Origin of the sequence: Georgenia sp. SYP-B2076 (assembly GCF_003991205.1) — a bacterium.
In the GTDB taxonomy this organism is placed as follows: domain Bacteria; phylum Actinomycetota; class Actinomycetes; order Actinomycetales; family Actinomycetaceae; genus Georgenia.
The window spans coordinates 132,721-157,205 of the sequence record NZ_RXOZ01000031.1 but is presented as its reverse complement, the minus strand read 5'-3'; the positions used below and the strand labels follow the sequence as shown (position 1 = coordinate 157,205).

17 protein-coding genes are annotated in these 24,485 nt (G+C 72.8%); 11 read left to right on the top strand and 6 right to left on the bottom strand.

All coding sequences use genetic code 11. The features are described 5' to 3' along the window. Nucleotides 1–12: 12 nt before the first annotated feature. Nucleotides 13–1,305, top strand: coding sequence for an oligosaccharide flippase family protein (locus EJK16_RS11930; RefSeq protein WP_164737321.1), 1,293 nt, complete (start codon nucleotides 13–15; stop codon nucleotides 1,303–1,305). An 18-nt stretch (nucleotides 1,306–1,323) separates the two neighbouring features. Beyond that, nucleotides 1,324–2,199, top strand: a complete 876-nt coding sequence (locus EJK16_RS11925; RefSeq protein WP_127129590.1) for a hypothetical protein — start codon at nucleotides 1,324–1,326, stop codon at nucleotides 2,197–2,199. Here EJK16_RS11925 and EJK16_RS11920 read toward each other — a convergent pair. Next, nucleotides 2,189–3,661 carry a polysaccharide biosynthesis tyrosine autokinase gene (locus EJK16_RS11920; protein ID WP_127129588.1) on the bottom strand — a complete coding sequence of 491 codons (1,473 nt, stop codon included), beginning with the start codon at nucleotides 3,659–3,661 and terminating at the stop codon, nucleotides 2,189–2,191. The two genes, EJK16_RS11925 and EJK16_RS11920, sit on opposite strands and share 11 nt — an antisense overlap. 187 nt (nucleotides 3,662–3,848) lie before the next feature. Here EJK16_RS11920 and EJK16_RS11915 point away from each other — a divergent pair, with 187 nt between their 5' ends. Together EJK16_RS11915 and EJK16_RS11910 are read left to right on the top strand one after the other, a co-directional pair. Then, nucleotides 3,849–5,030 (top strand): glycosyltransferase, encoded by a 1,182-nt coding sequence (locus EJK16_RS11915; protein WP_127129586.1) that lies wholly within the window; start codon nucleotides 3,849–3,851, stop codon nucleotides 5,028–5,030. Continuing rightward, nucleotides 5,027–6,373, top strand: coding sequence for an O-antigen ligase (locus EJK16_RS11910; RefSeq protein WP_127129584.1), 1,347 nt, complete (start codon nucleotides 5,027–5,029; stop codon nucleotides 6,371–6,373). Before EJK16_RS11915 ends, EJK16_RS11910 begins: the two co-directional genes overlap by 4 nt. A 15-nt stretch (nucleotides 6,374–6,388) precedes the next feature. Here EJK16_RS11910 and EJK16_RS11905 read toward each other — a convergent pair whose 3' ends face one another. Beyond that, on the bottom strand, nucleotides 6,389–7,372 hold the full coding sequence (locus tag EJK16_RS11905; RefSeq protein ID WP_255411498.1) for a glycosyltransferase family 2 protein: 984 nt from the start codon (nucleotides 7,370–7,372) through the stop codon (nucleotides 6,389–6,391). A 29-nt stretch (nucleotides 7,373–7,401) separates the two neighbouring features. After that, the gene (locus EJK16_RS11900) at nucleotides 7,402–8,517 is read right to left on the bottom strand and encodes a glycosyltransferase (protein WP_127129580.1); all 1,116 of its coding nucleotides are present in this window, start codon (nucleotides 8,515–8,517) and stop codon (nucleotides 7,402–7,404) included. 182 nt (nucleotides 8,518–8,699) lie between these two features. Between EJK16_RS11900 and EJK16_RS11895 the strand changes: the two genes are divergently transcribed. The 4 genes from EJK16_RS11895 (at nucleotide 8,700) to galE (ending at nucleotide 14,539) form a co-directional block, all read left to right on the top strand. After that, complete coding sequence (locus tag EJK16_RS11895) at nucleotides 8,700–10,652, top strand: aconitate hydratase (protein ID WP_127129578.1); 1,953 nt, start codon at nucleotides 8,700–8,702, stop codon at nucleotides 10,650–10,652. A gap of 435 nt (nucleotides 10,653–11,087) precedes the next feature. Then, on the top strand, nucleotides 11,088–12,089 hold the full coding sequence (locus EJK16_RS11890; RefSeq protein WP_205739732.1) for an LCP family protein: 1,002 nt from the start codon (nucleotides 11,088–11,090) through the stop codon (nucleotides 12,087–12,089). 197 nt (nucleotides 12,090–12,286) lie between these two features. Continuing rightward, on the top strand, nucleotides 12,287–13,255 hold the full coding sequence (locus tag EJK16_RS11885; RefSeq protein WP_127129574.1) for an excalibur calcium-binding domain-containing protein: 969 nt from the start codon (nucleotides 12,287–12,289) through the stop codon (nucleotides 13,253–13,255). A gap of 300 nt (nucleotides 13,256–13,555) precedes the next feature. Beyond that, on the top strand, nucleotides 13,556–14,539 hold the full coding sequence (galE, locus tag EJK16_RS11880; RefSeq protein WP_127129572.1) for a UDP-glucose 4-epimerase GalE: 984 nt from the start codon (nucleotides 13,556–13,558) through the stop codon (nucleotides 14,537–14,539). 81 nt (nucleotides 14,540–14,620) lie between these two features. On the opposite strand, the gene EJK16_RS11875 is transcribed toward galE, so the two are convergent. Further along, nucleotides 14,621–16,705, bottom strand: a complete 2,085-nt coding sequence (locus EJK16_RS11875; RefSeq protein ID WP_127129570.1) for an acyltransferase family protein — start codon at nucleotides 16,703–16,705, stop codon at nucleotides 14,621–14,623. 200 nt (nucleotides 16,706–16,905) lie between these two features. Here EJK16_RS11875 and EJK16_RS11870 point away from each other — a divergent pair, with 200 nt between their 5' ends. Then, nucleotides 16,906–18,237, top strand: coding sequence for a hypothetical protein (locus EJK16_RS11870; RefSeq protein ID WP_127129568.1), 1,332 nt, complete (start codon nucleotides 16,906–16,908; stop codon nucleotides 18,235–18,237). 384 nt (nucleotides 18,238–18,621) lie between these two features. Here EJK16_RS11870 and EJK16_RS11865 read toward each other — a convergent pair whose 3' ends face one another. Continuing rightward, entirely contained in the window at nucleotides 18,622–20,754 is a 2,133-nt protein-coding gene (locus tag EJK16_RS11865) for a cell wall-binding repeat-containing protein (RefSeq protein WP_127129566.1), read from the bottom strand. 188 nt (nucleotides 20,755–20,942) lie between these two features. On the opposite strand from EJK16_RS11865, the gene EJK16_RS11860 reads away from it, so the two are divergent. Beyond that, nucleotides 20,943–22,349: an acyltransferase gene (locus EJK16_RS11860; protein WP_127129564.1), complete on the top strand. Its 1,407-nt coding sequence runs from the start codon at nucleotides 20,943–20,945 to the stop codon at nucleotides 22,347–22,349. 367 nt (nucleotides 22,350–22,716) lie between these two features. Here EJK16_RS11860 and EJK16_RS11855 read toward each other — a convergent pair whose 3' ends face one another. Next, the gene (locus EJK16_RS11855; RefSeq protein WP_127129562.1) at nucleotides 22,717–23,148 is read right to left on the bottom strand and encodes a CoA-binding protein; all 432 of its coding nucleotides are present in this window, start codon (nucleotides 23,146–23,148) and stop codon (nucleotides 22,717–22,719) included. Nucleotides 23,149–23,471: 323 nt separating this feature from the next. Here EJK16_RS11855 and EJK16_RS11850 point away from each other — a divergent pair, with 323 nt between their 5' ends. Then, entirely contained in the window at nucleotides 23,472–24,476 is a 1,005-nt protein-coding gene (locus tag EJK16_RS11850; protein WP_127129560.1) for an ABC transporter substrate-binding protein, read from the top strand. Nucleotides 24,477–24,485 lie beyond the last annotated feature (9 nt).

Sequence of the window (24,485 nt, the reverse complement as noted above, 5' to 3'; positions counted from 1 at the left end):
TCCTCCGCGCGCGTGGTCAGAAACATCGCGACGACCATCGCGGGGAACGCTTTTCCGGCGTTCGCGGCACTCGCGTCCGCCCCGATCCTCGCCCAGTCGTTGGGGGTCGAGGGGCGCGGCGCCCTCGCCGCGGCTACGGCGCCGTTCGCCCTCGCCACGATCGCCGCCACGCTCGGCGTCCCGGAGTCGGTCACCTATGCCATCGCCCGCACGTCGGGGGTGGCCGCCCGGGTGACGCGGCGCGGGCTCGGCATCGTCGTCCTCGCCGGGCTGGTCTCGACGACCGCTGCGATCGCGCTCGCGGGACGACTCGCCGCCTCCGACGACGCCATCGAGGCGCTGATCGTCATCGCGAGCCTCGCGATCGTCCCGGCGCTGTGCGTCGGGGTCCTGAGGGCAGCGGCGTCCGGCTTCCACCTCTGGGAGCTGGTCGCGCGCGAGCGGATCGCCAGCTCGCTGATCAAGCTCGTCGGCGTCGCGGCGCTGGCCGTCGTCGGCCATCTCACGCCGCTGACGGCGACCCTCGTCACCGTGGCAGCCGCCGTCCTGTCCGGGGTGATGTACCTGCCGCTGCGGAGGGTGATGTTGGCCGGTCGGCCGCGGCCCGAGGACGCGGCCGGCCGGGCCCGGCTGCTGAACTACGGCGCGAGGATCTGGGTCGGGTCGCTCTCGGGGATACTGCTCGCCCGGGTGGACCAGCTCCTGATGACGCCGCTGTCGAGCGCGTACGAGCTGGGCCTGTACGTCGTGGCCGTGAACGTCAGCGAGGTGCCGCTGGTGATCAACGCGGCGGTCCGGGACGTCAGCTTTGCCGCGGACGCGTCCGACCGGGCCTCGGCGCGCCTGGGCGCGAGCGCCCGGATCTCGAGCGCCGCGTCCGCGCTCGTCGGCCTTGCCGTGGGGCTGACGCTGCCCTGGTGGCTTCCGATCGTGTTCGGGCGGGACTTCTCGGGGGCCGTCCTCGTGGCCGAGATCATGATCCTGGCGGTGGTGCTGGGCACCCCTGGGTCGATCGCCGGCGCCGGGCTCTCGGCCCGCGGGCGCCCGGGGCTGCGCAGCGTGGCGCTGGTGGTCGCCTGCCTGGTCAACGTGGTGCTGCTGGTGGCCCTGGTGCCCGCGACGGGGGCGGTCGGCGCGGCCCTGGCGACCCTCGCCGGGAACCTCGTCTCGAGCAACCTCAACATCTACTTCATGCGCCGGTTCGAGGGGATGCGCATGGCGGAGTTCTACGGCGTGAGGGCCCGCGACCTCCGCGCCGTCGTCGCCTTCGTGGAGGGGCGGGTGCGTCATGCGGGCGCGAGATGATGCGAAGGAGAGGATCCCGTGAAGGCGGTCTCGAAGGGTGGGCCGCCGATGCTCGTCGGGCCACGCGTGTGGGGGAGACGGCTCGGGATCGGGCTGCGCCAGCTGCTCCTGGCCGCGCGCAACAGGTTCGGGCGGAGGTCGGTCCTGGGGGACGCGCACGTCGTCGTCTCCCTCACCACCCACGGAGCGCGCATACGCTCGGTGCACTACGCCATCGAGTCCATCGCGCGCGGCGTGGAGAGGCCCGCGCGCCTGATCCTGTGGGTCGACCACGAGCTGGATCGCAGCCGGTTCCCGGCGGCCCTGCGGCGGCTGCAGGCGCGGGGCCTGGAGATCCTCGGGACCGAGGACTTCGGGCCGCACACCAAGTACTACCCCTACGTGCGCTCGATCGATGACCATGCCGTGGCGTTGGTGACCGCGGACGACGACACCCTGTACCCGCGCACCTGGCTGAGGCAGCTCGTCACGGCTTACGAGGAACGGCCCGATGTGGTCAGCTGCCTCCGGGCGCACGTGGTCGGGCTCGCCGGCGACCGCATCGCCCCGTACGCGACCTGGCGGCCCTGCCAGGGCCCCGAACCGCACGTCCGGAACTTCGCCACGGGCGTCTCCGGGGTGATCTACCCGCCGGGGCTGCTCGACCAGCTCCGGAGGTCCGGCGAGGGCTTTCGTGCCGCGTGCCAGGCCGCCGACGACGTCTGGCTGCACCTGGCGGCGCTGCGCCATCAGTTCAGGATCCGCCAGGTCGGCCGTTCACCCCAGGAGTTCCCGACCACGTTGCGCTCGCAGGCGAGCTCGTTGCGGGACGGCAACGTCACAGGCGGCAGGAACGACCGGATCATCGCCGAGGCCTACGGACCCGCAGATCTCGCGAGGCTGCTCAGCGAGTGATCGGCGTGGACGCCTTCGCGTCCCGCGTCGCCGGTCGGGAGCGGGTCTCCGTCGCCGTTCCGGCGCGCGACGCCCTCCGCCGCCCGGCCGCTGCCGGTCCCTCCGGCGCGTAGGAGGAGTAGTACCCGCCGCCGTCACGTCGGCCGGACTTGTTGAGCACGATGCCCAGGACGCGCGCGCCGACCATCTCGAGCATCTCGAGCGATTCGCGGAGCATGGCCTTGCGGCACCGGTCGGCGCCGGCGACGAGGAGCGTGCCGCCCCCGAGCTTGGCGAGCACGGCGGCGTCGGCCACCGGCAGCAGCGGCGGGCTGTCCAGGACCACGATGTCGTAGGTGCGGGTGAGGTGGGCGAGCAACGTCGTCATCGCGGGGGAGCCGAGCAGCTCGCTCGGGTTCGGCGGCAGTGCGCCGGAGGGCAGGACGCTCAGGGACGTGCCGTGCCAGGGCTGGACGACGTCCGCGAGCTCGGCGCGCCCGATGAGCACCGTCGTCAGGCCGACGCCACCCTCCAGGCCCAGGTACGCGGCCACCGAGGGCCGCCGCAGGTCGGCATCCACGAGGACGACGCGCGCCCCGGCGTCCGCGAGGGCGACCGCGAGGTTGATGGCGACGGTGGACTTCCCCTCCGCCGGGACCGACGACGTGACGACGATCGAGCCGGGGCGGTCGACGAGGTCCACGAACTGCAGGTTGGTGCGTACCCGCCGCACGGCCTCCGCCCGGGGGCCCAGGGGCTCGTCCTGCATGAACACCGGGTGCGTGGTTCCCGACCGGTCGAACCCGACCGTGCCCAGCACCGCACTGGCGGTGAGCGCGGCGACGTCCTCGGCGGTCCTGACCCGTGTGTCGAGGACGCCGCGCAGCACGGCCACGCAGACACCCAGGGTGGCCCCGACGAGCAGGCCCAGCGCGAGGTAGAGCCGGGTATGAGGAGCGGACGGCGCCGGCGGCGGCGTGGCGGGGGTGAGCACCGTGGCGCGCACGGCCTCGGCGCCCTCCGGGGTGGGCGGGGAGATCGTCGCGATCGTCGCGGCGAGCTGGTCGGCGACGGCGTTGGCAACGTCGGCCGCCAGCGCCGGGTCTTCGTCCGTCGCCTCGATCGTGAGGATCACCGTCTCGGCCGGTGCCGAGGCGGTGACGGTCTCGGCGAGCTCGACCGCGTCCACCGGGAGGTCGAGCCGGTCCACCACGGGCTCGAGCACGAGCGGGGTGGTCACCACCGCGGCGTAGGACGCCATCTGCCGCTCGGTGAAGGTCGAGCCCTGGTTGAGGTCGGTGATCGATCCGCCCCCCTGGACCGAGAAGAACATCCTCGTCGCAGCGGTATAGGTCGGCGTCGTCGTGAAGGTCACCACCGCCGACACCGCGACTGCTGCCAGCGTGACCAGCACGACGGTGATCCACCGCTTGCGTAGCACCGCCATGTAGCCGCGCAGCTCCACCGACCGGTCTCCCTCCATCAGGATTCTCGTCAGTGTTCCACGGGGCGGTCGCGCCACGGGGAAAATTGACGGGCGTATTCGTCGGTATCGGGCGGCGCCCGCGGGGCCGTCGTCATGGTGCGTTTCCGAAGCGGTCACGGGCGCGCCGCCGGGCCGCTAGCGTCGCCCTCGACCGTCGCCCGAGGATCGGTGGTGAACCGCTGCGATGAGAGTGTCCTTCGTCAGCCACAGCGCCGACCTCGCCGGCGCGGAGCAGAGCCTGCTGTCCCTGGTGCGCACCGCCCGGGCTCGTGGGCACGACGTCCGGGTGTGGCTGCCCGGCCCCGGGCCCCTGGCGGACAGGCTCGTCGAGGACGGCCTGGCTCCCGGCCTCCTCAGGCACGGCCGCAACCGGTGGTGGATGAGCAGGCGGGGCGCCGGGCTGGTCGGCGTGGTCCGCCTGCTGCAGATCGCCCGGGACCGGGCGCAGTTCGTGAGGCACCTGCGGGAGGACCGGCCGGACGTCCTGGTCCTGAACTCGGCGGTGGCCCCGGCGGCCCTGATGGCGGCGAGCAGCCTGGGCGTCCCGGCCGTCACCGTGGTCCGCGAGTCCCTCCGCACCAACCCGACCCTGCGGAGCCTGCTGCCCAAGGCGGCGATCATCGCGCTGATCGCGAGGTGGTCCACCGAGGTCGTCAGCATCTCGTCGTACGTCGCACGCCAGGTGGGCAGGGCCTCCACGGTCATCAACCCGCCGGTGCGGCTACCGCCTGCGCCCGCACCCGCCCGTGTCGACGGCGGCCGGCTGCGCCTGCTCATGCTCGGCACCATCGGCGGCGACAAGAACCAGGAGGAGGCGGTGGACGCCGTCTCGCTCGCGCTCGCGGGGGGCGCGGACGTGCGCCTGGACATCTACGGCGGCGGCCCCACCAGGTCGGTGGCGCGGCTGCGTGCCCGGATCGCCCGGTCGGGTCTCGGCGGCAGCGTCACGGTGCACCCGCCGTCGCGCGACGTCGCGTCGTTGCTCGCCGACGCCGACGCCGCCCTGGTGCTCTCCCGCAACGAGGCCTTCGGCCGGGTCACCGTCGAGGCGCTCCAGGCGGGCGTACCCGTCATCGGGTACGCCCGCGGCGGCACCGCGGAGATCCTCCGGGGCGGCGGCGGGGTGCTCGTGGACGCCACCGCGGACGCCGTCGCCGAAGCGATCTGCCGGTTCGGCGCCGACCGTGACCTCCTGAGGGCGTGCCGGGACGAGGCCCGTGACGCGGGCGAGCGGTGGCGGGCGAAGCGGCCGGACGAGGAGCTCGTGCAGCTCCTGGAGCGCATCGGCGCCGAGCGCGGGGCCCTCGCCGGGGCGCGCCGGGTGCTCGCCCGCGAGCGCGGGGCCCTCGCCGGGGAGCGCCCGTGACCGTCGCCCCAGCAGGGGTCTCCCCGCCGTCGCCGTCGACGCCGGCGCGCGACGGTGCGACGGCGGCCGCGGGTGCGACGGCGCCCTGGCTCCTCACCCGCACGGCGGTCTCCCTGATCCTGCCCGTGACGACGTTGGCGCCGGCCGTCGGGCCGCTCGGGACGGGTGCGCGGCTCCTCCTCGCCGTGGTGGTCGCCGCGTGCGTGCTGCACCGGCCTGGCCGCCTGCGCATCCCGCAGGCCTTGCTGCTCCTGCTCTTCGTGGCACTCCTGCTGGCCCTGGCGGTGGGAGCGCCCAGCCCGGCGTACGGGGCCGCCCGCCTGGTCAACTGGGTGATGTTCGTGCCCCTGGTCTTTCTGGGGTCGGGCCGTGGGCATCTCCGCGCCGTGGGCCGTTCGCTGTTCCTCACCTGCTGGCTGCAGGTCGGCGGCGTGCTCCTCCAGCTGGCGGGGTTGCTCGGCGGCACGTGGGGCGGGCTGCTCACCAGCGGCACGACGCACGACCCCTCCCGTCACAACTGGCTCACCCGGTACACTGGGTTCCTCGGCAACCCCAACGACCTGGGCCTGCTCCTCAGCCTCGGGGCGATGCTGTGCGTGCTTGCCGTCGCGATGGGGTCCTCACGGGGGACGCTCCCGGTCGGGCGCACGTTCGTGATGCTGATCTCGGCGGGCGTCTTCGTCCTGGGGGTCTTCCTGTCCGGGTCTCGCGGGGCGATCCTCGGTCTCGTCATCGGCGTGGTGGTGAGCATGGCCTTCCTCTCCGGCCGCCAGCGCCTCGTCGTCGGCTGCTTCGCGGGCGCGGCGACCGCTCTGGTGCTGACCGACGACGGCGCCTTCCGCCGGGTCGTGGGTTCGGTCGGCGAGATCGTCGCCGGCGAGGACAGCAGCGCGGCGTCCCGCGCCGCCCAGTGGCTGGACAGGCTCGGCGCCGGTGGCCCCTGGTTCGTCGGCGACGGTTTTGGCGGCTACGCCCGGAACGCCGTGCTGACCCGCGACGGCGTGGGCATCGACACCGCCGTCCACCAGTCCGCGACTGTCGACAACAGCTGGCTCAAGCTCTACCTGGAGGGCGGCGTCCTCGGGGTCACGATCCTCGCGCTGCTGCTTTGCGCGCTCATCCTCCCCGTGGTGACCCGGCACGTCGAGGACCGGCTGGCCGCCGCCGTGGTGGTCACCAGCGCGGCGATGCTCGTGTGGCGGTCCCTGTCGGTGGATGTCCTGGACATCAACCCGTGGAACGCCGTCATCTGGCTCCTCGCGGGGCTGGCCGTCGGCCTCGTGCGGTACACGGAGCGCGCCAGTCAGGCGGACCCTGCGATGCCGATCCTCGCCAGGGGGTAACTGCCCGGTGCACGCTCAGCGGCGTCCGGGGGCGGGCACGGCGCCGTGGTGCTCGCTCAGCCGCGCGCGCCACATCCAGGCGAGGCCGCCGGCCGCACCCCGGAGCACCCATCCGCTCCTACATGCCTCGCCCCGCGCGAGGAGCGCGGCGGCGAGGGCCACCCGGGAGGCGACGACGCAGACCAGGCGTCCGGGCCGATGCGTGGCGGCGAAGATGACGGAGCTCCTCGAGGCGTGGATGAGGGCGGCGCGCCCTCGCTGCGTGACCGCCTCACCGCTGCCCGTCGCGATGCCACGCTCGTGCCTGACGACGAAGCCGGGAACGGTTCGGACCTCGATGCCCCGCTCCCGCGCCCGCAGGGTGAGGTCCGCCTCCTCGTAGTAGAGGAAGAAGTCCTCGGAAAACCCGCCGGTCGCGCGCCAGATCTGCGCCGACACGGCCATGAGGTGCCCGTCCGGGTAGACCAGCGCCCCCGGCTTTACCTGCGCCGCTCCCCGCCGAGGGATCGGACGGCCGCGGCAGGTCCACGCCGACATCCTGCTGAGGCCGCTCAGGACGGCGCCATCCTCGAGCGTCGTCGCACCCCAGATACTGGGGCTGCCCCGTGTCACCTCGCGGTGCAGCGACGCCAGGGACCCGCTCTCGAAGACGGTGTCCGGGTTGCAGATGACGATCACCTCGACCCCCGTCTCCAAGGCGTGGGCGACGGCGAGGTTGTTGCCGGCGCCGTATCCCAGGTTCGCCTCGGCAGTGATCAGCTCGACGTCGACGTCGACGCCGTCCTGGTGGGCGTCGAGGACTCCCGCGAGGCGCTGGGCCTCCTGCGCGTCGCCGCTGTTGTCCACGCAGACCACGAGCACGGGCGTGTCGAGGACCGAGGGCCGGAGGGAGTCGAGGACCCGCGCCACCCCCTGGTGGCTGAAGTAGTTCACGATGCAGAGGGCAAGCCGCGGGTGCCCCGGCGGCCGAACGGCGGCCTCATCCGGTCGCGGTTCCACCGATCCCGTCGTCGCTGCTAGGCCCTCGCTCAGGAGAGCTCCTCCGCCATCCAGCCCCGCAGCTCCCGGCCGAACCGCGCGGCCGAGAAGTCGCGCGCTCGGTGTCTGGGGGCGTCCCTGTCCAACGAGGTCACCTGCTCCACCGCGCGACGCAGCGAGGCGCGGCCGACGTCGTCGACGAGGACTCCGGTGCGGCTGTCCTGGACGGTCTCGGCGACCCCGCCCATCCTCCTGGCGATGACCGGGGCACCGGCGGCCATGGCCTCCACCGGGACGATCCCGAAGTCCTCGACCGCCAGGAAGACGAGAGCGAGGGCGCGTTCGTAAAGAGCGAACAACAGGGTGTCGCTTGGCGCCTCAACGATCACGACGGGCACGGACGCCCTGGCCGCCAGCGCGGCGAGCTCCTGGCGCAGAGGTCCGGATCCCGCCAGGACGACCGGGAGCCCGCTGGCCTCGCCTGCCTCAATCACCAGGTCGAGCCGTTTGTACTGGATGAACCGGGACGCGCCGAGCAGGAAGGTCTCTGGCAGGGAGCCCAGGATGCCGGCATCGTCCTCATCGAGGCATTCCGACCAGGTCGGCACCTGCTGGATGCGTTCGACCTGGACCGGCGGGTAGATGACTACGGAGTCCCGGTGCCACGCCTGCCGGATGCGTTGCTGGACGAACCGGGAGTTGGCAGCGATCGCGTGAGCCTCCTGCGCGCGGGCGCGATCGAGGGTGCGCAGCGCGGGTGCCACCATGCGGGGGGCCAGCCCGGCGCCGCGGGCGTCGAGCTCGGGGTTCCAGATGTAGCGGGCAGGGCTGTGGACGAACACATACTTGCGGAAGTGCGGCGCCGTGGCGGCGAAGGTCACGTGATGAGCGAACAGGTGGGAGCTGACCAGCGCCCAGTCGTACCCGCCCGGCCGCCGGCCCCTCCAGGTCCCCGGCATCAGGGGCAGCGCGAGCGTCTTGTTCCTGCGCAAGCCCGTTCGTCCCAGCCAGGTCTCTGCGACCGCTCGGCTTCCGAATCGCTCCGGGTGATCGTTCCACAGGCACAGCAGATCGGCGTCCGGGAAGACCTCGGCCATGGCCTCGAAGACGTTCTCCGATCCGCCGGCTCTGGCCAGCCACTCATGGACGAGCACCCCCCGTGTCATGGCTCGACTCCTCCGATCTGTGCGTGGCCGCGTCCTGACCCGAGTGTGGCGGCGACGGGGGAGTCGCGGGCGGGATTGGACGTCGCGCGCCGCGGCGAGCCCCGGCGGCCCTCTCGGGGGGAGTAGAGGCGCGCACCGCGCACGCGTATGGTCGGCTGGACGGTCCGCAACGGGAGGCTGTCATGACCAGCGTCGCTCACCAGCTCATCGCGTCCCACCTCGTCTCGGGGGAGATGACGCCCGGGGCGGAGATCGCCCTGAAGATCGACCAGACCCTCACGCAGGACGCCACCGGCACCCTCGTCATGCTCGAGCTCGAGGCGATGGAGCTCGACCGCGTCCGCACCGAGGTCTCGGTCCAGTACGTCGACCACAACCTCCTGCAGACGGACGAGAAGAACGCCGACGACCACCGCTTCCTCCGCTCGGCCTGCCAGCGGTGGGGCCTGTGGTACTCCAAGCCCGGCAACGGCGTCTCGCACCCCACGCACATGCAACGCTTCGGCCGGCCCGGCGCGACCATGGTCGGCTCCGACTCCCACACCCCGGCGGCCGGGTCGCTCGGGATGCTCGCCATCGGCGTCGGCGGCCTCGAGGTCGCCATGGCGATCGCCGGGAACCCGCTGTATCTCGTGATGCCGCAGATCTGGGGCGTCAACCTCGTCGGCGAGCTCCCGCCCTGGGTCAGCGCCAAGGATGTGGTCCTCGAGATGCTGCGCCGCCATGGCGTCGCCGGCGGGAAGAACCGCATCATCGAGTACCACGGGCCCGGCCTCGCGGGTCTCAGCGCGATGGACCGCCACGTCATCGCCAACATGGGCGCGGAGCTCGGGGCGACGACGACCGTCTTCCCCGCCGACGACGCCGTGCGCGCCTTCCTGCGCGCCGAGGGCCGCGAGGACGACTTCACCGAGATCCTCGCCGACGAGGGCACCGCCTACGACCTCACCGACGAGATCGACCTCGCGACCCTCGAGCCCCTCATCGCCAAACCCTCCTCGCCGGGCAACGTCGTGCCCGTGCGCGAGGTGGCTGGGGAGCCGCTGGGGCAGGTCGTCATCGGATCCTCGGCCAACCCGGGACTGCGGGACTTCGCCGTCGCCGCCGCCATGGTCAAGGGCCGCCAGGCCCACCACGGCGTCAGCTTCGACATCAACCCGACCTCCCGCGAGCTGCTGCAGGACCTGACGAAGATGGGCGCCACGTTCGACCTCATCGGCGCCGGCGCGCGCATCCACCAGTCTGGGTGCATGGGCTGCATCGGCATGGGCCAGGCGCCAGCGTCGGGCAGCAACTCCCTGCGCACGATGCCGCGGAACTTTCCCGGCCGCTCCGGCGCCAAGGAGGACGCCGTGTGGCTGTGCTCGCCCGAGACCGCCGCGGCGTCCGCGCTCACCGGGGTCATCACCGACCCCCGGGAGTGGGCCCAGCGGGTGGGCGTGGACGAGCCGGCGCTGGCCCTGCCGGAGCGGGCGACGGTGAACACCGCCATGCTCGAGGCGCCGCTGCCGCCCGAGGAGGCGGCCGCCGTCGAGCTGGTCAAGGGACCCAACATCGTCGCCCTGCCCGAGTTCGACCCGCTGCCCGAGCGCCTCGAGGGGCCCGTGCTGCTCAAGGTCGGGGACAACATCTCCACCGACGAGATCAGCCCCGCCGGCGCGCGGGCGCTGCCGTTCCGGTCCAACATCCCGCGGATGGCCGAGTTTGTCTTCGACCAGGTCGACCCCGACTACCACGTCCGCGCCGAGGAGTACGAGGGCGCGCACCTCATCGTCGGCGGGCACAACTACGGCCAGGGCTCCTCCCGCGAGCACGCCGCCATCGCCCCGCGCTACCTCGGCCTGCGCGCCGTGATCGCGAAGTCCTTCGCCCGCATCCACTGGCAGAACCTCGCCAACTTCGGCATCCTCGCGCTGGAGTTCACCGACCCCGCGGACTACGACCGCATCCACCCCGGCGACGTCCTCGCCGTCGAGGACCTGCGCCAGTGGCTGGCCGCCGCCCGCGAGTTCGACGTGCGCAACGTCAGCCGGGACGAGACGTACATCGTCCGCCACGGGCTGTCCCGCCGGCAGGTCCAGATGGTCCTCGCCGGCGGGCTGATCGCGGAGCAGCGCTTGCACGAGACCACCTGAGGCGGACGGCGGCGGCCCGGTGGCGGGCGGCGCCGCCGGCGATGCCGCGGGCGCTCGCCGCCGTCGGCCCGTGCCCAAGCACCCCTCCGAAAACCGGGACACATGTAGCCGGAACCGTGTACCCATGTCTTGGGGGCAGGCACGGCGCGCAGCGGCGCGCGCCGATGTCCCGAGGAGTCAGACATGGCACAGGTGGGGACCACCGACCCAGTCGGGCAGGAGCCCGTGGGCGACGACGCGCAGTCGTCACCGTTCCCGTCGGGGGGTGAACGGAGCGGACCCCCTCGCGGGCGTGGCGGTCGACGACGCCCGCGGGCGTCCCGCCCGCGGGCGTCCCGCCCGCGGGCGTCCCGCCCACGTGCATCCCGCGCCGGGGCGCCACGCCGACGGGCGTCCCGGGCGCGGGTCGCCCTGTTCCTCACCGCCGGCCTCATCGTGGCGCTGCTCGCCGCGCTGGTCGGCGCGGCGGCCGTGCTCCAGGCCGTCATCAGCGGCGGCATGGAGCGCATCAACGACCCCTTCGCCGACCTCGCCGAGCGCCCGGCCAACCACGTGGCGCTCGCGCCGCCGGGCGGCGACGCCGCCGCGCCCGCGGCGCCCGTCACCATCCTGCTGCTGGGCTCCGACTCCCGGATCTCCGCCGGCGACCCCGCCCGGTGGGAGGCCGGCGCCCAGCGCACGGACGCGATCATGCTCGTCCAGGTCGCGGGGAACCGGCGCAGCGCCGCGGTGATGTCCATCCCGCGCGACTCCTGGGTGGACGTGCCGGGGCACGGCGAGAACAAGATCAACGCCGCCTACTCCTTCGGCGGACCGACGCTCATGATCCAGACCGTCGAGCAGCTCACGGGCATCCGGATCGACCACTTCGCGATCGCGGACTTCGAGTCCTTCGCGACCCTCACCGACGAGCTCGGCGGGGTCGAGATCCCGCTGCCGGAGGGCATGTCGAGCGGCGGCGTCGACCTCGCCCCGGGCATGCACACGCTCGACGGCGCGCAGGCCCTGGCGTACGCCAGGCAGCGGTACGGCCTGCCCGGCGGCGACTTCGACCGCGTGCAGCACCAGCAGACCTGGATGCGCTCGATGATGAAGGCGGCCTACCGCCGCGAGGTGCTCACCGACCCGGTCGCGCTGATGCGCCTCCTGCAGACCGTGAGCAAGGGGGTGGCCGTAGACGAGGGGTTCACCATCGGAGCCATGCGCGACCTCGCGATCTCCATGCGCGACGTCCGACCCGGCGACCTCGCGTTCCTCACCGCGCCCTACATGGGGACGGGACGCAGCCCCGACGGGACGCAGTCCATCGTGCTGCTGGACGCGCCGGCGTTCGCGGAGCTGTGCCAGGCGTTCGCCGCCGACGACGTCGCGGGTTATCTCGCGGCGCACCCCGGCGCCGTGAAGACCCTCGGCGGGGACGCGGCGTCCGGCGGCTGAGGCAGCACCGACTCGTCCGCTCGGTGACGTCACCGAATCTGCCCGGCGGTGGAAATCCGGCCATATACTCCGGAAATGCTCGCCTAGGAGGCGAACGGGTGTGGGCGGCTGGATCCGCACCCTCCTCCCGGCGCAGTGACATCACCGATGGGGGAATGATGAACAGACGCGCACTAGCGCTCGCAGCAGCCGGTGTCATGACGGCGGCGACGGTCCTCGCCGGCGGACAGGCCGCCCTGGCGAAGGGCGGCGAGGTCGGCGGATCGGGCAACCAGTACTTCCTGTCCGACACCTTCGGGCCCACGGCCAACACCGTGTACAACTACGGCAACTCGTCCGACCAGGTGTTCGTCGGCGACTGGAACGGCGACGGCATCGACACCCTCGCCCTGCGCCGTGGCGGGGTGTTCCACTTCCGGGACTCCAACACCACCGGCGGCGCGGACCGCGTGATCGCCTACGGCAACCCCGGTGACACGGTGCTGGTGGGCGACTGGAACGGCGACGGGGTGGACACCCTCGCGGTGCGGCGCGGGGGCACGTACTTCCTGAAGGACTCGATCTCCTCGGGGAACGCGGACCGGGTGATCGCCTACGGCGACCCGGGTGACGCGGTGCTGGTGGGTGACTGGAACGGCGACAACGTCGACACGCTCGCGGTGCGCCGCGGGGGCACGTATTTCCTGAAGGACTCGATCTCCTCGGGGAACGCGGACCGCGTGATCGCCTACGGCAACCCCGGCGACACGGTCATGGTCGGTGACTGGAACGGCGACCGCGTGGACACGCTCGCGGTGCGCCGCGGCATCAGCTACTTCCTCAAGGACTCGATCTCCTCGGGCAACGCGGACCGCGTGGTCGCCTACGGCAACCCCGGGGACACGGTGCTCGTCGGTGACTGGAACGCCGACGGCGTGGAAAGCCTCGGCGTCCGCCGTGGCGCTCCCGCTCCCGCCCCGGCGCCTGCTCCCGCACCGGCACCGGCACCGGCACCCGCGCCGCGCCCGGCACCCCGCCCGGCGTCACCGGACCTGGACTGCAAGCACTTCTCCTCGAAGGCCGAGGCCCAGGCGACGCTGGACTACTGGAAGGCCCAGGGCCGGGGGGACGTCCACGGTCTCGATGGCGACAGCGATGGCGAGGCCTGCGAGAGCTACTTCGGCTGATCCCAAGGGCACAACATGGCGGCGGGGCATCCGGGAGGGTGCCCCGCCGCCATGCGCGGCGGGGAGCCGGCGCGATCGCGCCACAACCGGGCGCGGAACGGCTTGGTGACCTGGTCAGTCACCTCCGAAGCTTCCTCGCCGGCGCCCCTTTGTGGCGCGATTCGATCGGTGCCCGTGCGGGACCCGACTACCGGCCGTGCGGTACCCGACTACCGGCCGTGCGGGACCGCCGCGCCCGCATCGCTCGGACGCTCCCGAGGGCGCACACGTCCCGCGCGTCCCTCCCGATAACCTGACCCCATGAGCACCCTGGTGATTGGCGGCGCCGGCTACATCGGCGCCCACGTGGTCCGTCTGCTGCTCGACCGTGGGGAGGACGTCGTCGTGGTCGACGACCTGTCCACCGGCGCGGCCGATCGGATCGGCGAGGCCACCCTGGTCGAGCTTGACGTCGCCGGCCCGGGCGCCCAGGAGAGCCTCGAGAAGGTCATGCGCGAGCGCGACGTCACCGCGGTCATCCACTTCGCCGCGAAGAAGCAGGTGGGGGAGTCGGTCGCCCGCCCCACCTGGTACTACCTCAACAACGTCGGCGGGCTCGCGAACGTCCTCGCCGCCATGGAGGCCAGCGGCGTCACGCGGATGATCTTCTCCTCCTCGGCCGCCGTCTACGGCATGCCGCCGGTCGAGCTGGTCACCGAGGACGTCGACTGCCGCCCCATCAACCCCTACGGCGAGACCAAGCTCATCGGCGAGTGGATGATGGCCGACTGTGAGCGGGCCTGGGGCCTGCGGTGGGCCGGGCTGCGCTACTTCAACGTCGCCGGCTCCGGCTGGCCGGACCTCGGAGACCCGGCCGTCCTCAACCTCGTGCCCATGGTGCTCGACCGCCTCGAGCGCGGGGACCGGCCCAAGATCTTCGGCGACGACTACCCCACGCCGGACGGCACGTGCATCCGCGACTACATCCACGTCCTCGACCTCGCCCACGCGCACCTCGCCGCGGCGAACTACCTCGAGGGCGACGGCGCGCTCATCGAGCACGTCTTCAACGTCGCCACGGGCGAGGGCGCCTCGGTACGCCAGGTCATCGACACCCTCGGCGCGGTCTCGGGGCTCGACGTCACGCCGGACATCGAGGCTCGGCGCCCCGGCGACCCGCCCCGGCTCGTCGCCGCACCCGACCGGATCAACGCCGTGCTGGGCTGGAAGGCGGAGCACCGCCTCGAGGACATCATCCGCAGCGCCTGGGAGGCGTGGCAGGCCGGACCGCGCCGCATCGGCTGAGGCGCCGACGGTGGCCGAGCGGCGCCCTCCGTCGAACGGCGCCCCCGGCCGATCGGGGCCGGGGGCGCGGGGCCACCGGCCCTACTGCGCCTGCAAGTACTCCTCGAAGAGCGCCGGCGCCAGCGACCGCGAGTAGCTGCGCGCGATGTGGTTGTCGTCGTAGAAGACCGGCAGCCCGCCCACGGCCGCGTAGCAGAGCGAGTCGTCGCAGAACTCGTCGGTGAGGTCGAGCACCCGCACGGAGTCCGTGCCCAGCGACTCGGCCGCGGTGACGAAGTAGTCCTCCTGGATGGCGTTCGACCGATCGAGGGCGCAGCTCAGTGGGTCGTCGGCGCTCACGGAGAGGCACTCCGGGGTCGCCGCTCCCGCAGTCAAGGGCGTGTCGCGGATGACGTAGACCTGTGCACCGGCGTCGACCCACTGCCGCCAGTACGAACCGGCCGCGTCGACGTACTGGTCGGCCTGCGGCCGACCGGTCCCGTCGTCAAGCACCTCGTGCTGGGAGAACGTCGAGGTGAAGACCATGTCGGGCCGCTCTATCACGATGCGGTCCGCGATGTTCTGGCCCCAGGTACGGCACGCGTCCCGCTCCTCGGCTCCGAGGGCGCGGCCGCCGTAGGAGTCGGTCGGCGCGTCCACGAGGGCGCAGCCGCCCGTGAGGGACATGCGGACGTGCCACCCCTGCGTCCGCGCCACCTCGAGGAAGGCGGCCTGCCAGTGCTCGGCGTGCGAGTCGCCGACCAGCCAGACCGTCGGAGCGAGCGGCTCCTCGCTCTCGAACGTGCAGTCGGTGACGTCGATGCCCTCGTCGTGGCGGCACCCGGGTGTGCTGAACCACGGCGTCTCGGACGGGTCGCCCGGCGAGGTCATCGCGGCGCCGAACGCGTCCGCGCACGTCGCGACGTTGGCGAGCGCGTTGGCGCCGTAGCAGGGGTCGTCCGCCGCCGCCTGGAGGGCCGCCGTGGCCCGCTGCGTGACGACGCCGTAGGCGTGGATCTGGGTCACGCCGAGGACCGTGACCACCGCCATCGCGGCGGCCATCAGCGCGAAGGTGCGGCGGGGCGAGTCGGCGGGCCACCGCATCCGGATGCCCGGGTCCTCGATGAGCTTCTTGCTGAGGTAGGCGAGCACGACCGTCGCGGCCAGGACCCCGATCTTGGACGCGGCCGTGAGCGGGGCCTGGACGATGTACGGCGTCAGGACGATCAGGGGCCAGTGCCACAGGTAGATCGAGTACGAGATGTTCCCGGCGAGCTGGACGGGCGCCAGGTCGGTGAGGACGGCGGGGGACCAGCGTGCCGGCCGTTCCCCGGCGAGGATGACAGCCGCGGTGCCCAGCGCGGGCAGCAGCGCCGCGTAGCCGGGGAACGCGGTCGTGTGGTCGAAGACGACGGCGGCCAGGACAATCGCGGCGAGACCGGCCCACGCCAGTGCGCCGCGGAGCGGCGGGGCGAGCCGGGCGCGCGCGGCACCCATCCCGACGAGCGCGCCGAGCGCGAACTCCCAGGCACGCGTCGGGGTGACGAAGTACGCCTCGTTCTTGGACACGGCGGTGAACACGACGCTGAACGCCAGGCTGGCGACGAGGACGAGCGCCACGCCCGAGAACATGGCCACGTCGTGCCTGAGCCGCCGCCTCCGCGCGACCCAGACGCAGCCCATCAGGAGGACCGGCCAGACCAGGTAGAACTGCTCCTCGACGGACAGCGACCAGTAGTGCTGGACGACGCTCGCCGCCTCCGAGAGGGCCGAGTAGTCCACCGACCGCGCGGCGAGGAGCCAGTTCTCGACGTAGAAGGTGCTCGCGATGACCTCGGAGGCGTTCCGCGTCCAGGCAGCCGCGGGCATGAAGACCGCCACCCCCACCAGGGACACGGCCGCGACGAGCAGGGCGGCCGGCAAGAGCCGTCTGACGCGGCGGGCGTAGAAGGCCGCGAGCCGCACGCGGCCCTCGTCGCGGATCTCCCTGACGAGGTGGCGCGAGATGAGGAAGCCGGAGATGACGAAGAAGACGTCGACCCCGACGTAACCGCCGGTGAGGCGGTTCGGCCAGAGGTGGTTGAGCACGACGAGCGACACGGCGAGGGCCCGCAGGGCCTGGATGTCGGTCCGGAACGACGACGTGCGCCTCGCGGGCGCCTTCACCGCGGGAATCGTCTGTGTCACGGTGCTTCTCTCGTCAGTCCAAGCGCTCGCCTTCTCGCATACCGGCCGAAGGCAGGTTACCCGGACGCCGCCGGCATTTCAGGCGGGTTCTGGCCATATCCAATACCGTGACCTCCCACACAGCCATTTCATAGATCGAAAGGGATGTCATGGGAGATCAACGAGGATCCACGTCGATCGGCAGCCGCCGGACCCGCCGCATGGCGGTAGGGGCCCTGGCGGCCGGGGCGATGCTCGTCGTGCCGGCGCTCCCGGCCGGCGCGAAGGGGGCGGAGGCAGGCGGCGCGGGGCCGTGGTACTACCTCACCGACTCGCAAGGGGGCGTCGCATCGAACGTGCTGGAGTACGGCAGCCCTAACGACCGGGTGTATGCCGGGGACTTCAACGCGGACAACCGGGACAGCATCCTGGTGCGCCGGGGTGGCCAGTACTTCGTCCGCAACGCGCTCTCCAGCGGGCCGGCCGACTACAGCTTCTACTACGGCGACCCTGGCGACACGGTCCTCGTCGGAGACTGGAACGGGGACGGCACGGACACGCTCGCGGTGCGTCGCGGCGGCCAGTACTTCATCAAGAACACCACGAGCACGGGGCCGGCCGACTACAGCTTCTACTACGGCAACCCCGGCGACACGGTCCTCGTCGGAGACTGGAACGGCGACGGCACGGACACGCTCGCGGTGCGTCGCGGCGGCCAGTACTTCGTCAAGAACTCCACGAGCACGGGGCCGGCCGACTACAGCTTCTACTACGGCAACCCCGGCGACACGGTCCTCGTCGGAGACTGGAACGGTGACAACACGGACACGCTGACCGTGCGTCGCGGCGGCCAGTACTTCGTCAAGAACTCCACGAGCACCGGTCCCGCTGACTTCAACTACTTCTACGGCGATCCGACCGACGTGGCCCTGGTCGGCGACTGGAACGGTGACGGGACCGACACCCTGGGCGTCCGGCGCAACCCCGTCAAGTGGGTGCCCGGCGACGGCCGGTGGCTCGTGGGCAGCCAGGTCGCTCCGGCCCGCTACCGCAGCGGCGCCGGCAATGGCGGCGGGTGCTACTGGGAACGGCGCTCCAACAACGCGGACGATCTCAACGGCATCAACGCGAACGACTTCAACCTCGGCACCCGCGCGTACGTCGACCTGGCGACTACCGACGTCGCGTTCGAGACCAGCGACTGCGGCGCCTGGGCGCCGGTGTACTCCGGCTCCTACGTCGACGCGCCCCGCGACGGGGACTGGCTGGTGGGGGCAGACATCCGCCCCGGTCTCTACACCGCGACGACGCCGGGCGAGTGCTACTGGGCGCGTGTGACCGACTTCCGGCACGAGCTCTCGAGCATCATCGACAACGACTACGGCAGCTACCAGGTCACGGTGCTCCCGACCGACACCGGGCTGACGACGTCGCGCTGCGGCTTCGTGTATGCCGGGAGTGCCTCAGCTGCCGGCACGACAGCGGCTGCTTCGAACGGCGACCCGACGGAGATCGCCGCGACCAAGGAGCTGGCGGAGCAGGCGGACAAGTAGCGCGGGCGTCAAAGTAGCGCGGATGACGTAGCGCGGGCCGGCGGTGTCGCGCGGCGGGCAACGGCCCGCCGCGCGACTTCCGTGTGACCTCCCGCGCCCGAGGGCATGCCCGACGGCGGAGCCTGAAGTGGTGGCGCACCGCGCCGGGGCGGTCGGTCCCCCACCCGGCCCCAGCGCGGTGCGTCCCTGCATACTGCCAACTTCATCGGCCGGGCGCAGGTCCGAAATGCTTGATCACCACGTTGTAGGACGTGCAAGCCGCATGACGGCGCCGTTTCACGATGTTGTCCGCACGGTGAGATTTACCCGGACCAACCCGCATGGCGGAGGTCCGGGACGCTCCCTGGTGGCGCTACAGCGTCAACGCCCCGCCGGCGGCCCGCGTCAGCTGCCGAGGTAGGCGCCCATCGCGCCGAACACGGTCCGGGACACCGACCCCTCCCCGCCGAGCACCACGATCGTGGCGGGCCGGAGGCGGACCAGCTCGGCCACGAGGGCAGCAGGCAGGCCGTCAGTCGGCGTGAGGAGGACGGGCCCGCGCCCGCCGGCGGCCGCCGCGCCGGACAACGCGTCCGCGTAGTCGCCGCCGGTGGCGATGTAGGCCACCGGCACGCGGGGCGCGAACGTGGCGGCGGAGACGAGCGCGGAGGTCTCATACCGGTCCGCGCCGCCGAGGCGGGTGACGGCGCCGGCGAAGGGGCCCAGGGCGTCGACCACGGCCCCGGAGACGGAGCCCTCCCCGCCGAGGACCACGATGGTGGCGGGCCGCAGGCGGACGAGCTCGGCGGTGACCGCCGCGGGGAGGCCGTCCGGGTGGGTGAGCAGGACGGGGCCGCGCCCGCCGGCGGCCGCCGCGCCGGAGAGAGCGTCGGCATAGCCCGCCCCGGTCGCGACGTAGGCCACCGGCACACCCGGTGCGAACGTGGCGGCGGAAACCAGCGCGGAGGTCTCGTAGCGGTCCGCGCCGCCGAGGCGGGTGACGGCGCCGCCAGTGAAGGCCCGCAGCTCGTCGAGCACGGCCCCGGAGACGGACCCCTCGCCGCCGAGGACCACGATGCTCGCGGGCCGGAGGCGGCGCAGCTCCGCCGTTGTCGAGGGCGGGATGGCGCCGGTCTGGACCAGCAGCGTCGGCCCGCGGCCGTGCGCGGCGGCCGACGATCCGGACAGGGCGTCGGCGTAGCCGCTCCCGGTCGCGACGTAGACCACCGGGACGCCGGCGCCGAAGCTCGCGGCCGAGATCGTCGCGGAGGTCTCGTACCGGTCCGCGCCGCCCGCGCGCGCAAGCCCGGCGGGCACCGCCCCCGTGGGCAGGGCCCGGACGTTCAGCAGCAGGCCCGGCGAGCCGTCGCCCGCGCCCCGCATGACGCGGCTGGCCGTGCCGGTCAGCGCCGCGGCGACGGCGGACGGCGTGCCACCGCCGGCGGCGGCGAGGTACAGGGCGGCGGCGCCGGAAACGTGCGGGGCGGCCATGGACGTCCCCGACATGACGGCGGACCGGCCCTGGGCGCGGTGGTCCAGCGAGGTGATGGCGGCGCCGGGCGCGAACAGGTCGACCCGCGGGCCCCAGTTCGAGCCCTTGGCCCGATCGACCACCCACCGGGAGTCTGCGCGGGTCGAGGCGCCCACCGTGAGGGCCTCCGCGATGCGGGCGGGCGAGGTCGTGGCGGCGTCGAGGTTGCCGTTGCCCGCCGCCACGACGACGGTCAGGCCGGCGCGGATCGCGCTCCGGACGGCGGCCTCGAGGCCGGCGTCGACCTCGGTGCCGCCGATGCTGAGGTTGACCACCCCGGGGGTGCCCGCCGGGTGGTGGGTGAGGATCCAGTCGATGGCCTCGTGCACGTCGGAGCTGAGGCCCGCGCCGTCGCACCGCATCACGCGCAGCGGCACGATCGTGGCGGCCTTCGCGACGCCGTAGGTGGCCGAGGCGATGGTGCCGGCGACGTGCGTGCCGTGGCCCTGGCAGTCCGTCGTCGTGCCGCGCCCGTCGTCGGTGAAGTCGGCGCCGGCGACGACGCGGCCGCCGAAGTCGGCCAGCGGGGTCACGCCGGTGTCGAGCACGTACACGCGCACGCCCCGGCCGGCGGACTCGGGGTAGGAGAAGCGCCCGTCGAGCGAGGCGGACTCCTGGTCGATGCGGTCCAGCCCCCACGGGGCGTCGTCCTGGGTCGCGAGGATGGACATCGGCTTGGCCTCGTCGGCGGACTCCACGGCCGGGAGGGCTTCCAGGGCGGCGGCTTGGCTGTCGGTCAGGTCGGCCGTGAAGCCGTCCGTCGTCGCGGCGAACTCAAAGGTGGGGGTGACGCCCATCCCGGCGAGCTCGTCCCGGACTGCGGCCTGGGTGCCGGGAGCGATCTCGATGGTGCGAGGTGACGCGCCGTCGTCGGCGGGGGCCGCGCCCTGGGCAGCGGAGGCGCTCAGGACCCGGCCGGGGTCCGCGCCCTGGGCGGGGGAGGCCGTCAGGACCAGCCCGCCGGCGACGGCGACCGCCGCCAGGGACCGTGGGAGTCGATGCTTCATGGGCGACCTGGTTCCTACTCTGCACGTGTCCACGCGACTTCGCGGGCTGCCTACGTCGCCCCGAATACTCATCGGCACGACGGCGCCCGTCGTGAGGCCCCGACGCGGCAGGTCGTGTGACGAACCAGTCGTTACCTAATCGTGACATGGGGGTGCGGGACCGCCGGCCCCCACCTACCGTGGAAACGATGACCTCTTCGGCGAGCTCCACCCCGCAGGCGGCCGACCGGGCGGGCGCGGCGACGCCCGGGCGGTCGACGGCGACAGTGCCGGTAGCGGCGCAGGCCGAGACGCCGACGACGCCCGCGCCGCCGCCGTCGTCCACCAGGTCCCGCCCGCGCCTGTACGCCCTCGACGGGCTGCGCTTCCTCGCCGCCGCCGCGGTGGTGCTCTACCACTTCACCGCCCGGTGGTCGACGGTGTGGGGCGCCGAGCCGGGGCACGTGTTCCCCGTCCTGGGCCACGCGGCGATGTACGGCGCGCTCGGCCCGGAGCTGTTCTTCGTCATCTCTGGGTTCGTCATCCTCATGACCGCCTGGGGCAAGGACGTGCCGCACGTGGTCGCCTCGCGGGTCGCGCGCCTCTTCCCCGCGTACTGGCTGGCCGTCCTCGCCACGTCGGTGCTGCTGCTGTGGCTGTGGCCCGGCGGCAAGGACATCACCGTCGGGGAGTCCCTCGTCAACCTCACGATGCTGCAGGAGCTGTTCGGGGTCCGCCACGTCGACGGCGTGTACTGGACGCTCTGGACCGAGCTGCGGTTCTACGTCCTCATCGTCGCGTTCGTGGCCTGGGGCATCACCCGGCGCCGCCTGCTGTGGTTCTGCGCGCTGTGGCCGCTGGCCGCCCAGGTGGCGCTCCAGCAGGGCTGGGTGAACGCGAGCATGGCACTCGTGGACGGCTACGCGCCGTTCTTCGCCGGCGGGATGCTGCTCTACCTCCTCCACCGTGAGGGCCACGCGCCGGCGGCGTGGCTGCTGCTGCTGGCGAACGTGGCGCTGGCCGTGCGCAACGCCGTGCCGCACCACATGCACGCCCTCACGGAGAACACGGTCTTCGCGCCCGACCCGTGGCTGCTCGCCGCGGTCGTGATGGCGTGCTTCGCCGCCGTCGGCGCCCTCGCCCTGACGCCGCTACGCGGCCTCAGCTGGTCCTGGCTCCTGCCCGCCGGCGCCCTGACCTACCCGCTGTACCTCACCCACGAGTTCTGGGGCTGGTGGTTCATCCACCTCTTCGCCCCCGCGGTCAACAAGTGGGTGGTCCTCGGCGCTGCCTTCGCGTTCGCGCTGACCCTCGCGTGGCTCCTGCACCGGGTCGAGAAGCGCATGGGTCCGCCCATGCGCCGCATCATCGAGCGGCAGCTGCGGAAGGTGGGCCCCGCCGTCCGGCAGGCCGTCTCCGGGCGGACGGCGGCCCACCGGCTGGCCGCCCGACGCGCCTTCCCGGAAGCACCGGCCTCGGGTGAGGCGAGTTCACGTTCGGCGGCGCTGCGCCAGGCTGGCGCGCGTCAGGCGGCGGCGCGTCAGGCGGCGTTGGGTCAGGCGGCGGCGCGTCAGGCGGCCGCGCGGCGCGTCACACGGGCCACCCCAGGTTCATGAGCGCCGTCTCGAGCCGGTCAGCGCCAGTTGACGCGTCCTGGGAGTCCGCCAGTCCACGGTCGGGGCAGCCTGCCCCATAAATGGTGCTGGAGTGGCGAATCTCGGCCGGAAACGAGCCTCAAGCGCCACATCAGCCCCCTTCGTGGGGCAAACCGTGTCGCATTGCGGGCAAACCACCTCGTGGCGGGGCCGAACCGCGGCGCGTTGCGGGCAAACCACCTCGTGGCGTGGCAAATCGCGGCGTGTCGCGGGCAACGAGCGGCCCGTTGCGAGGTGATCCGCCTCGCGCAGCGGCCGTGGGCGCCGAATCCGTCCTGACAACCCGGGGCCCCCGCACGAATGGACGATCCCGAGCTGCGACAGGGAATCACCCGATCCCGAGCCGCGGGGCCTCGATGGCGGGGCAGGTGTCCATGACCACGTCCAGCCCGGCCGCGGTCGCGCGCGCGGCGGCGGCCTCGTCGACGACCCCCAGCTGGAGCCACACCGCCCTCGCGCCGACGGCGATCGCCTGGTCCACCACGGCCCCCGCCAGCTCGGAGCGCACGAAGACGTCGACGACGTCGATCCCGCCGGGGATCTCCGCGAGCGTGGCGTAGCCGGTCGCGCCGTGCACGGTGTCGGCCTTCGGGTGCACCGGCACGATCTCCATGCCGAGGTCGCGCTGGAGATAGCGCGCGATGGCGTACGCCGTGCGCGCGGAGTTCTCCGAGAGTCCGACCACGGCCCATCGCCCGGGCGTGGTGAGCAGGCGGCGGACGACGTCGGTGTCGTTGACATGACCCGTGAGGCGGCGCATGGGGAGAGCGAACCACATCCGCGCGGCGGCGGCAGGTGCAACGAACGAGACGCGCGACGGGCGCGCGCGGGGCGTGCACTGAGACGCGCGACGGGCGCGGGCGGGGCGTGCACTGAGACGCGCGACGGGCGCGGGCGGGGCGTGCACTGAGACGCGCGACGGGCGCGCGCGGCGCGTGCAGTAGATTCTTCCCCGACCACGTCGCGGACGCGCTGTCTCAAAAACACGCGCGCACCGTCCGCACGATCGTCGGCGTCACACCCGTCGGCCGCCCGGCCCGCCAAGCCCTTGCCCCATCCGCGGGCCCCCGAAAGGAACCACGCATGAAGCGCTCAAAGCAGAGCATCCTCGGTGCCGCCCTCCTGGCATCCTCGCTCCTCCTCGCCGCCTGCGGCACAGACACCAGCGGCGACAGCAGCCCCAAAGCGGCAGGGAAGGAGGGCGCCGTCGAGATCGGCATCACCCAGATCGTCTCCCACCCCTCCCTCGACGCCGCCCGCGAGGGCTTCAAGGAGGCGCTCGCCGACGGCGGCTACGTCGAGGGCGAGGACGTGACCTACGACGAGCAGAACGCCCAGGGCGACCAGGCCACCGCCACCTCCATCGCGAGCAAGTTCGCCACCGACGGCAAGGACCTCGTCCTCGCCATCGCCACCCCGACCGCCCAGGCGGCCGCGCAGGCGATCACCGACACCCCGATCGTCATCACCGCCGTCACCGACCCGGTCGAGGCCGGCCTCGTGGACAGCCTCGAGAAGCCCGGCGGCAACATCACGGGCACCTCGGACAAGAACCCCGTCGAGGAGCAGCTCGGCCTCCTCAAGGAGCTCCGGCCCGACGCCAAGACCGTCGGCATCGTCTACAGCTCCGGCGAGGTCAACTCCCAGGTGCAGGTCGACATGGCCAAGGAGGCCGCCAAGTCGCTGGGCCTCGAGATCGAGGTCGCGACCATCACCACGTCCGGCGAGGTGCAGCAGGCCGCGCAGTCCCTCGACGTCGACGCCTTCTACGTCCCCACGGACAATGCCGTCGTCTCCGCGCTCGAGTCCCTCATCCAGGTGGCCGAGACCAAGCAGGTCCCGGTCATTGCCGCCGAGGGCGACAGCGTCGAGCGCGGCGGCGTGGCCACCTACGGCATCGACTACACCGAGCTGGGGCGCCAGACGGGCGAGATGGCCATCAAGATCCTCAAGGGCGCCGACCCGGCCACCATGCCGATCGAGACCCAGAAGACGCTCAAGCTCGTCGTCAACCCGGCCGCCGCCGAGCGCATGGGCGTGACGATCCCGCAGGCGATGCTCGACCGCGCCGACACGGTCGTCAAGTAACGGCCGTCG

Coding starts and splice junctions, on each gene's coding strand:
- EJK16_RS11920 (WP_127129588.1), bottom strand. CDS start 3,661: ATGGAGGGAGACCGGTCGGTGGAGCTGCGCGGCTACATGGCGGTGCTA.
- EJK16_RS11915 (WP_127129586.1), top strand. CDS start 3,849: ATGAGAGTGTCCTTCGTCAGCCACAGCGCCGACCTCGCCGGCGCGGAG.
- EJK16_RS11900 (WP_127129580.1), bottom strand. CDS start 8,517: ATGACACGGGGGGTGCTCGTCCATGAGTGGCTGGCCAGAGCCGGCGGA.
- EJK16_RS11895 (WP_127129578.1), top strand. CDS start 8,700: ATGACCAGCGTCGCTCACCAGCTCATCGCGTCCCACCTCGTCTCGGGG.
- EJK16_RS11885 (WP_127129574.1), top strand. CDS start 12,287: ATGACGGCGGCGACGGTCCTCGCCGGCGGACAGGCCGCCCTGGCGAAG.
- galE (WP_127129572.1), top strand. CDS start 13,556: ATGAGCACCCTGGTGATTGGCGGCGCCGGCTACATCGGCGCCCACGTG.
- EJK16_RS11870 (WP_127129568.1), top strand. CDS start 16,906: ATGGCGGTAGGGGCCCTGGCGGCCGGGGCGATGCTCGTCGTGCCGGCG.
- EJK16_RS11865 (WP_127129566.1), bottom strand. CDS start 20,754: ATGAAGCATCGACTCCCACGGTCCCTGGCGGCGGTCGCCGTCGCCGGC.
- EJK16_RS11860 (WP_127129564.1), top strand. CDS start 20,943: ATGACCTCTTCGGCGAGCTCCACCCCGCAGGCGGCCGACCGGGCGGGC.
- EJK16_RS11855 (WP_127129562.1), bottom strand. CDS start 23,148: ATGCGCCGCCTCACGGGTCATGTCAACGACACCGACGTCGTCCGCCGC.
- EJK16_RS11850 (WP_127129560.1), top strand. CDS start 23,472: ATGAAGCGCTCAAAGCAGAGCATCCTCGGTGCCGCCCTCCTGGCATCC.